The organism is Streptococcus sp. 2579 (assembly GCF_013277195.1).
In the GTDB taxonomy this organism is placed as follows: Bacteria; Bacillota; Bacilli; order Lactobacillales; family Streptococcaceae; genus Streptococcus.
Window position 1 is genome coordinate 70092 of the sequence record NZ_VMMM01000009.1, and the last position, 8868, is coordinate 78959.

Annotated in this window: 10 protein-coding genes; 2 read left to right on the top strand and 8 right to left on the bottom strand. The window is 40.8% G+C overall.

Annotated features, from left to right (window positions below; all coding sequences use genetic code 11):
- Positions 1–151: 151 nt before the first annotated feature.
- Positions 152–604 (top strand): universal stress protein, encoded by a 453-nt coding sequence (locus HT725_RS06240; protein WP_031223038.1) that lies wholly within the window; start codon positions 152–154, stop codon positions 602–604.
- A gap of 206 nt (positions 605–810) precedes the next feature.
- On the opposite strand, the gene HT725_RS06245 is transcribed toward HT725_RS06240, so the two are convergent.
- Positions 811–2202, bottom strand: coding sequence for a Cof-type HAD-IIB family hydrolase (locus HT725_RS06245; protein ID WP_173253238.1), 1392 nt, complete (start codon positions 2200–2202; stop codon positions 811–813).
- 65 nt (positions 2203–2267) lie between these two features.
- Between HT725_RS06245 and HT725_RS06250 the strand changes: the two genes are divergently transcribed.
- Complete coding sequence (locus HT725_RS06250) at positions 2268–3230, top strand: asparaginase (protein WP_173253239.1); 963 nt, start codon at positions 2268–2270, stop codon at positions 3228–3230.
- Between the two features lie 207 nt (positions 3231–3437).
- On the opposite strand, the gene ccpA is transcribed toward HT725_RS06250, so the two are convergent.
- The 7 genes from ccpA to HT725_RS06285 all read right to left on the bottom strand — a co-directional run bounded on the left by ccpA (position 3438) and on the right by HT725_RS06285 (position 8457).
- Positions 3438–4448: a catabolite control protein A gene (gene ccpA, locus HT725_RS06255; RefSeq protein ID WP_050253459.1), complete on the bottom strand. Its 1011-nt coding sequence runs from the start codon at positions 4446–4448 to the stop codon at positions 3438–3440.
- Between the two features lie 319 nt (positions 4449–4767).
- Positions 4768–5367: a response regulator transcription factor gene (locus HT725_RS06260; protein ID WP_173219536.1), complete on the bottom strand. Its 600-nt coding sequence runs from the start codon at positions 5365–5367 to the stop codon at positions 4768–4770.
- A complete protein-coding gene (locus tag HT725_RS06265) occupies positions 5368–6465 on the bottom strand; it encodes a sensor histidine kinase (protein ID WP_173253240.1) in 1098 nt (365 codons plus the stop codon).
- Entirely contained in the window at positions 6465–7202 is a 738-nt protein-coding gene (locus tag HT725_RS06270) for an ABC transporter permease (protein WP_173253241.1), read from the bottom strand. Before HT725_RS06270 ends, HT725_RS06265 begins: the two co-directional genes overlap by 1 nt.
- 1 nt (position 7203) lies before the next feature.
- A complete protein-coding gene (locus HT725_RS06275) occupies positions 7204–8088 on the bottom strand; it encodes an ABC transporter ATP-binding protein (RefSeq protein ID WP_173219526.1) in 885 nt (294 codons plus the stop codon).
- Positions 8075–8269, bottom strand: coding sequence for a hypothetical protein (locus HT725_RS06280; protein WP_173219523.1), 195 nt, complete (start codon positions 8267–8269; stop codon positions 8075–8077). The genes HT725_RS06275 and HT725_RS06280 overlap by 14 nt, the downstream gene beginning before the upstream one ends.
- Entirely contained in the window at positions 8266–8457 is a 192-nt protein-coding gene (locus HT725_RS06285; protein ID WP_173219521.1) for a hypothetical protein, read from the bottom strand. Before HT725_RS06285 ends, HT725_RS06280 begins: the two co-directional genes overlap by 4 nt.
- Between the last annotated feature and the right edge of the window lie 411 nt (positions 8458–8868).

An 8868-nucleotide genomic window follows, 5' to 3' on the forward strand; every position in this document is an offset into this window, starting at 1 on the left:
TTCACTTCTTTCCTGCTATCCTTTCTTTTATTTTATCATATATTTATATAGATTTTAAGCACTAACATTCTTTTGAAAAATACTTTTTTTGCTTTACTTCTATAGTGAAAAGGTTTACAATGATAGTAAGAAAATTTCAGGAGGTTTCATTATGGCACAACGTTACCAAAATATCATGGTCGCAATCGATGGTTCTAAGGAAGCAGACTTAGCTTTTATCAAGGGAGTTCATTCTGCTCTACGAAACGACGCTAAACTCACCATCGCACATGTCATTGACACACGCGCTCTCCAAAGCGTATCCACCTTTGATGCTGAAGTTTACGAACAACTCCAAGTTGACGCTGAAAGTCTGATGAAAGAGTACGAAAAACGTGCTAAAGATGCTGGTGTGGCAGATGTTCATATCGTCATTGAAATGGGAAATCCAAAGACCCTACTAGCACGTACTATTCCAGATGCTGAGGAAGTGGACCTCATTCTAGTTGGCGCAACTGGTCTCAACGCCTTTGAACGCCTCTTGGTCGGCTCTTCATCTGAATACATTCTCCGCCATGCTAAGGTCGATTTGCTGGTTGTGAGAGAACAAGAAAAAACCTTATAATTACAAAGAAAAGGAGCTCAGCGCTCCTTTTTGTTTACTATTTATACTCTTCGAAAATCTCTTCAAACCACGTCAACGTCGCCTTGCCGTAGGTATGTTACTGACTTCGTCAGTTTCATCTGCAACCTCAAAACNNGTTCTATCCACAACCTCAAAGCAGTGCTTTGAGCAACCTGCAGCTAGTTTCCTAGTTTGCTCTTTGATTTTCATTGAGTATTATTTCTCTCTTTATGACGTTCATAAGCCTTAAGCTGACGCTGCAGTTCCTTTTTAATAGCAGGTTCTGGAGCATATTTTTCTTCCCAATCATCTGGTTTTAAGATTTTGTGGGTCACTGGATCAAAATGAGCCTTGCCATCTGGAAAAATTTTCCCCATATTAGCTTGATGAACAATGTCAAAAATACGTTCTGGGTCCACCCCCATCAAGACAAAACTACCGTAGGTGAAGTAAAGTGTGTCAATCAAGGCATCCACTTGCCCTATCAAATCTTGCTGAGCAGGTGTCTTCTTGGCTACTTTATATGCTGCCTTATCAAGAGCCTGATGAAGTTGCGATAGAGCTTGACCAAAATCCTCTTCAGAAGAACTGGCAGCTCGAACAAACTCCACCAATTCTTCTATTTTAAAGCCAGCCCTATGGGTTGCACCTTCTAAATCCCAAGCTCGAGGTTCTTCTTGGGTCCGTTCATCCATCATGTGGTGGAAGGTCTTGACCTTATTGAAATGATAGTCACGGCTGACAAAGACTTTTTCTGAGGCCAGAACACCAAAATGTTCCAGGGCCTTGTGGATTCCATCTTGCTGATTGCTGGTTGTAATGTGCTTGGCAACTTCCTTGGCACTGCTACTACCATTTCCCATAGCGACCGACATACCGACACCCGCCAGCATTTCAAGGTCATTATCTGAGTCACCAAAGGCCATGACTTGGTTGAGATCAAAACCATATTCTTTCCCAACTCGTCTAATGCCTTCCAATTTAGAGTTTCCTTGATTGATAACATCCGCTGCAAAAGGATTGCTACGTGTCAATTTCAAGTCTTCAAAATCAGCTGCCGCCTTCTCAGATTCTTCTGGCGTCATCAGCATTAAAACTTGGTAGATAGGCTGATTCATCAGATGAAGTAGGTCTTCTTCCTTTTGGGGAACCACCTTGCTGACCATGCGATTAAAAGACTGACTCACTGTTCGAGTTAAAACAGAGGGAACGAAGCGACTGATTCGTTGGGAAAGAGAACCCAGACCAAAGGACATGATTTTGGAACCTAACATGGCATCCTTGGTCCCTAGGGCAATCTCCTTGCCCTCTTTTTTAGCATAGCTAATTAGATGGCGCAAATGCAACTTGGAAATAGGGCTCGTAAACAAGACTCTGTCTTTATTAAAGATATACTGGCCATTATAGGTTACCGCAAAGTCCAGGTCCAAATCGTCCATCAATTCCTTAACAAAAAAAGGTCCTCGTCCTGTCGCTACACCGACAAGCACCCCTTGTTCTTTGACGATTTTAATCGCGTCCTTAGTGGATTTCAAAACACTCTTGCGATCGTTGACCAAGGTTCCGTCGATATCAAAAAAAACCGCTTTGACTTCCATCCTATCCCAATCTCCCCTTTTGTGATACAATGATTATACCACATTTCAGAAAGAGTGAGTAAATCATGCCTAAGAAAATCCTTGTTTTACATACAGGTGGGACTATTTCCATGCAGGCCGATGCTTCTGGCGCTGTTGTGACGAGTTCAGATAATCCCATGAACCATGTGTCCAATCCTCTTGAAGGAATCCAAGTCCACGCCTTGGACTTTTTTAACCTGCCAAGCCCCCATATCAAACCTAAGCATATGCTGGCTCTCTACCAGAAAATTAAAGAGGAAGCAGATAACTACGATGGGGTGGTGATCACACACGGGACCGATACTTTAGAGGAAACAGCCTATTTCCTTGACACCATGGAAGTTCCCCATATGCCTATCGTTCTAACAGGAGCCATGCGCAGCTCCAATGAACTCGGTAGTGATGGGGTTTATAATTATCTGAGTGCTTTGCGGGTAGCTAGCGATGACAAGGCTGCGGACAAAGGGGTTTTGGTCGTTATGAACGATGAAATCCACGCTGCCAAGTATGTTACCAAAACACATACGACCAACGTCAGCACCTTCCAGACTCCAACACACGGTCCCCTCGGTCTCATCATGAAACAGGAAATACTCTACTTCAAAACAGCTGAACCTCGTGTCCGCTTTGACCTTGATCACATACAAGGCTTAGTCCCTATTATCTCGGCTTATGCTGGTATGACAGATGAGCTGATTGATATGCTGGATTTGGAACAATTGGACGGTTTGATTATCCAAGCCTTCGGAGCTGGTAATATTCCCAAAGAAACGGCTCAAAAATTAGAAAGCCTTCTGCAAAAAGGAATCCCAGTCGCTCTGGTATCACGATGCTTTAACGGTATTGCCGAACCTGTTTATGCCTACCAAGGTGGAGGCGTGCAGTTGCAAAAATCTGGTGTCTTCTTTGTCAAAGAACTCAATGCCCAAAAAGCCCGCTTGAAACTCCTCATCGCCCTCAATGCCGGACTAACAGGACAGGATTTGAAAGACTATATGGAAGGGTAAGTCTCTTCGAAAATCTCTTCAAACCGCGTCAACGTCGCCTTTTCGTATGTATGGTTACTGACTTCGTCAGTTCTATCTACAACCTCAAAGCAGTGTGTTGCCGTAGCCTTTAACCAGCCGCCTAGTCCGCTCTGTGGTATTCATTAAGTCAACATCTCTTGTTTAAGAGCACAAAATCAGGAAATCTTCACGATTCCCTGATTTTTTCTATTTCCGTTTTCGTGTTGAGCGACGTTCTGTCAATCCATGAGGTAAGAGAACTTCACGTTCTTCCAACTCTTCCTTGTGCATAATCTTGGTCAACATACGCATACTAATGGCACCAAGATCATAAAGAGGTTGGGCAATCGTTGTCAAGTTTGGACGGGTAAAGCGTGCAATTTGTGAATCATCACTAGTAATAATTTCAAATTCTTCTGGTACTGACACACCCTTATCAGCCAAACCGTTCAAGACACCTGCTGCCAACTCATCACCTGTCACAACTGCTGCAGTTGCATTCGATGAAATCAAACGCTCTGCCAAGGCGTAACCATCATCATAGCTATATTTAGATTCAAATACCAAACCCTCACTATAAGCGATTCCTGCTTTTTTCAAGGCTTCCTTGTAGCCAACTAAACGAACCTTACCATTGATGTCATCCACTAGCGGACCGCTAACGAAAGCAATACGCTCATTTTCTTTAGCAAGGTAACTCACTGCATCAATCGTTGCTTGCTTATAGTCAATATTGACACTTGGCAACTGGTGCTCAACATCGACAGTTCCTGCGAGAACAATCGGAGTACGTGAACGCGAAAATTCTGAGCGAATTTTATCTGTCAAGTGATAACCCATAAAGATAATGCCATCTACCTGCTTTGAAAAGAGGGTATTGACAACAGAAACTTCTTTCTCGTTATCTTCATCGCTATTAGCTAGGACAATATTGTACTTGTACATTTCCGCAATATCATCAATCCCCTTAGCCAAACTCGAAAAATAACCATTGGTAATATTTGGAATCACGACACCGACAGTGGTTGTCTTTTTACTTGCAAGACCACGCGCAACTGCATTTGGACGATAATCCAAACGATCAATTACCTCTAGCACTTTTTTACGGGTATTCTCTTTTACATTTTTATTGCCATTGACCACACGGCTGACCGTCGCCATGGAAACACCCGCTTCACGAGCGACATCATAAATGGTTACTGTATCATCTGCATTCATTCCTTTTCCTGCCCTTTCTATCCCACACATTCTTTTACAAGTAGAGGCACCGATTGAAGCTCTACATCTACTTACAAAAGTGAAGATGTGAAAATTTCGTTTTCATGTTTCTACTTATTCCATTTTATCACTATTTGTAAACACTTTCAAGCTTTTTTTGAAGATTGATTGAAAAAATTTCATAGAAAGCCTAGGTTTAGCTCCTTGCTACCACCTTTGACGAAACAAAAAGGAGGAAACTAAGCCTCCTCAAGTTACAAAATTGTTTGATTGAATAACTTCAATTTTAGCACATGATGGTTTCCGATATATGACAATATCACAACCAACCAGATTCTTTTGCGATATTAGCTGCCTCTGTTCGATTACCTGCATCTAGTTTCGAAAGAATATTAGTAACATAGTTTCGGACTGTTCCGTTGGATAGATAAAGTTTGTCTGCAATTTCTTGGTTAGACAAGCCTTGAGCAATTCCCTTTAAAACAGCAATCTCTTGTTCTGTCAACGGATTGGGATGCGTCATCACCACTTCCATCAATTCAGGCGAATACTCCTTGCCTCCTTCGAGGACAGTATGCAAAGTTTGCATGAGGTCTGCAATGCTTCTTTCTTTCAAGACATAAGCATCTACTCCAGCCTTGACTGCACGTTCAAAGTAACCAGGGCGCTTGAAGGTCGTCACCACAACCACCTTTGTTTCTAAATTTTCTGCTCGTATCCACTCCAAAACTTCAAGACCTGTCTTAACAGGCATTTCTACGTCAAGGATGGCGATATCTACAGACTCCTTTTCCAATAGTTGGATTGCTTCTTGCCCATTCTTGGCTTGAAAGACAGACTCTATATCCGGTTGAAGCGTGAGCAACTGGCACATGGCATCTCGCAACATACTTTGATCTTCTGCGACTAATACTTTCATCTACTTTCTCTCCTTATAAGGTAGTCGAACCTGAACTTCTGTCGGTTGTTTCTGACTAATCACATTTACCTCTCCCGAAAATGGAAGGACACGATCTCGAATTGTATGGAGCTCATCCCCCTTTATAGAAGTAAAGCCACAGCCATCATCTCTCACTGTTAGAATGAGTTCTTTCTCTGTCCGTTCTAATTTCAGGTAGGCCTTCGACGCTTTGGCATGTTTGATGATATTGGTCACTAACTCAAGCAAAATCATGGAAGCCATTGACTCCAATTCTTGAGTAAGGCTAGCAGTATCTAGTTGGTTATCCGTTTCCACCTCAATTCCAGCAATTTCTAACATCTTTTTCACAGTCTCTAGTTCGGATGTCAAAGTTCTAGACTTAAGATTTTCCACAATGGTTCGCACTTCATTCATGGAATCCTTGCTGATCTGGTGAATTTCTTTTAATTCCTTTTCCACCTGTGGATAAGCCTCCATCTGAAATAACTGCAAGGCTAAATCTGTCTTGACACTCAACATAGCAAAGGTATGCCCCAGACTATCATGCAAATCTTGACCGATACGACTGCGTTCATTTTCAGTAAGCAATAGATTTATCTGGGCATTTTGCTTAGCCTGTGCTTCTTTCAAATCCTCCACAATCCGAATCCGAACCAAGCCAAAAGTCATTAAATCGACAAAAGCAAGAATTACAAGTAGATAGAATAGAAACTCAACTTCGATTCTCTGAAAAATCAACAGTTGGCCCACAACAAGGACTTGAGCAAGAAGAAAAGTCCAGACATGTAAAGACTTTAAACCACCTACGCTGAAATGATAACTTAAGAGATTGGATAGGAAAAAGAAAAACCAGATATAATTAACAGCAACAAAGGCAGTATTCCCAACTACATAAGTCAGCATGAGGCCCCAATATAGCCAAGATAGGCGCTGGCTCTTAGTTGTTAAAACACCCAAATACGCCACTACAAATAGAATATCAATCAATAAATGCCAGGCAGAAAGCCACCCAGTCACTACAGGTAGGATGGGGAAAATCATAAAAATTAAACTGGCCCAAAACATATAGTGTATGCTTTTCAGTCTTTCAAGCATTAAGCATTCTCCTTATGACCTTGAAGGTAAATGGTCAAACCAAACAAAACTGCTGAAAAAACAAGTAGATAAACTGTGGCTGATAGATTGATGCTACCCTCGTTTAAGAAGGTCTTGAGCAACTCCATCAACTGATAAGTTGGTAGGCACTTCCCGATTGCTTGCATCCAGTCTGGAAATAAAGAGATGGGCATCCAGAGTCCACCTAAAACAGCCAAACCTATATAGAGAAGATTGCCCACGACAGACATCAGCTGACTAGAAGGCAAGAGTGTCAAGGTCAAGCCAAGCGCTACAAAAGCTACACTTCCTACTATCAGCAAGAACGCAGCCCCAATCCAGCTTGCTAGAGGCATGTCTACACCTCTTACAAAATGTCCAACTGTAAAAACAACCAGAATTGAAACCAAATAATCAACCAGCATACTTGTTATCTTTGATAGATAATATTCTACCATATTTACAGGGCTATGACGCAATGTTTTCTGCCAGTTGTTCATCTTATCGGTATGTAAGACAGCTGGGAATGAAAAGATAGCTGTCGACATCATGGAAAAAGCTGTCATGGAGATGAGGTAGTCACGCATAAAATTATCTGGTCCACCAGGTGTGTCCTGGTACATGCCTGAAAAGAATAAATAGAAGGCTGTCGGCATCCCTACGGATAATAGATAATAGACTAATTGTCGTTTGGTCAATAAAAATTCTATCTTGTTTAGTGCAATCCATCGTTTCATCTTAGTCATCTCCTTTTTGCGTTTCTTCAAAGATTGTATCCAGCAAACTACGATTATTAACTTCGATTTCTTGTATCCTACATCTTGCTTGGGCTAATAGCTCCCAGAAAGCATCTGCTTCTCGAGTGACTACTTGCAAAGAATCTTGCTTTAGGGTCCAGTTTTCAACCAAATTTGACTTCTCTACGACTTCCTTGTAAGCTATAGGAAGGATAAAGTACTTTTCTATTTCCTCGCTACGCATAGCTAGAGGCGTCGTATCACGAATCAACTCTCCCTTATTCAAGACCAAGATTCGGTCCGCTGTATGCTCTACCTCTTCGATATAGTGAGAAGAATAGACAATGGTCACACCATTTTTCTTTAACTGATCGACAATCTCCCAAAAACGTTGACGAGTTGAGGTATCCATAGCCGATGTAGGCTCATCTAAAAAGACAAGCTTTGGTCGCCCAATTAAGGTCAAGACAAAAGAGAAAAGACGCTTTTGTCCACCTGATAATTTTTCTGCAAATTGCTCTTTTTGTTGCTGATCAAACTGCAATAGTTGATCGATTTCCTGGTTACTCAAGTGATTTGGATAAATTTTTTGAAAGAAAGCAATCAACTCTTTAACTTTTAATTTCTGAACGATTACATTTTCTTGAGGGAGGTAAGCCCTAGTATAGTCTAACTTTGAACTCGTCACTGGTAAACCTTTAATAGATACTTGCCCACTGGTGACCAATTTATCTCCGAGCAAACAGTCCAAGAGTGTGGTCTTTCCTGCTCCGTTTGGCCCAATCATGGCAACACATTCACCTTCAGCTATCTCAAAGGAAATATCCTTCAAAATAGCCTTACCCTTGATGTTTTTATGTAAGCCTTGTACCTTAATCATGTTCATAATATTCTCCTTTCAGCCACTCCTTTCCCATCGGAAAGACGATAAAAATCATAAATCCTAATCCCCATGCACCACGGATGAATTGGTGAAGGAAGGCTTGATCAAACCAATCAGTAAACATTTCTACCAACCATACCAAGAGTGACAGGCCGATAAAGAAATAGATAATTGCTTTTTTCATTCCTCAAACTCCTTTTTCACATCTCTTACTAATTTCAAACCTTCTCTGACAAGCCAAGACATCATTCCAAAGCCAGCAAATAACTCCCAAGGAAAATGATAGAAATCTTCATCCAATCCTGAGAACATGAGATAGGTCATAACTCCTGCTGCTACTAAACTCATTGCGACAATTACTTTATGTTTCATTTTTTCTTCCTCCCTTTCATACTTCAATTATAGTCTTTTGAAGTTAGCGGAGCTAGATACTTCTGTCACTCGTAAATATGACAAATGTCATAAAAGATTCTGTTCAAAATAAGCAAGATACACTATACAATAAAACACAATTAGAAAAATCTAAGGCAACTTCCTCAAAAGAGATATCAAACCCAATTCACACCATAATATAAACTAATACTTATTTAAAATCAAAAAAAGTAGAAATTTTTATCAGACAAACACATATATTATACGTTGAACAAAACCCTAAAATTTATAAGAGTTATAAAATCTGTTAAATTTCAATGTGGATACCTAAACTACGGTATTTATTGAAAAGGTTGGAGACAAAAAGTATACGCTGCCAAAATGAATTGCTGAAAATCATAACCACCCGTC

Coding starts and splice junctions, on each gene's coding strand:
- HT725_RS06265 (WP_173253240.1), bottom strand. CDS start 6,465: ATGCTTGAAAGACTGAAAAGCATACACTATATGTTTTGGGCCAGTTTA.
- HT725_RS06280 (WP_173219523.1), bottom strand. CDS start 8,269: ATGAAAAAAGCAATTATCTATTTCTTTATCGGCCTGTCACTCTTGGTA.
- HT725_RS06250 (WP_173253239.1), top strand. CDS start 2,268: ATGCCTAAGAAAATCCTTGTTTTACATACAGGTGGGACTATTTCCATG.
- HT725_RS06270 (WP_173253241.1), bottom strand. CDS start 7,202: ATGAAACGATGGATTGCACTAAACAAGATAGAATTTTTATTGACCAAA.
- ccpA (WP_050253459.1), bottom strand. CDS start 4,448: ATGAATGCAGATGATACAGTAACCATTTATGATGTCGCTCGTGAAGCG.
- HT725_RS06240 (WP_031223038.1), top strand. CDS start 152: ATGGCACAACGTTACCAAAATATCATGGTCGCAATCGATGGTTCTAAG.
- HT725_RS06275 (WP_173219526.1), bottom strand. CDS start 8,088: ATGAACATGATTAAGGTACAAGGCTTACATAAAAACATCAAGGGTAAG.
- HT725_RS06285 (WP_173219521.1), bottom strand. CDS start 8,457: ATGAAACATAAAGTAATTGTCGCAATGAGTTTAGTAGCAGCAGGAGTT.
- HT725_RS06260 (WP_173219536.1), bottom strand. CDS start 5,367: ATGAAAGTATTAGTCGCAGAAGATCAAAGTATGTTGCGAGATGCCATG.
- HT725_RS06245 (WP_173253238.1), bottom strand. CDS start 2,202: ATGGAAGTCAAAGCGGTTTTTTTTGATATCGACGGAACCTTGGTCAAC.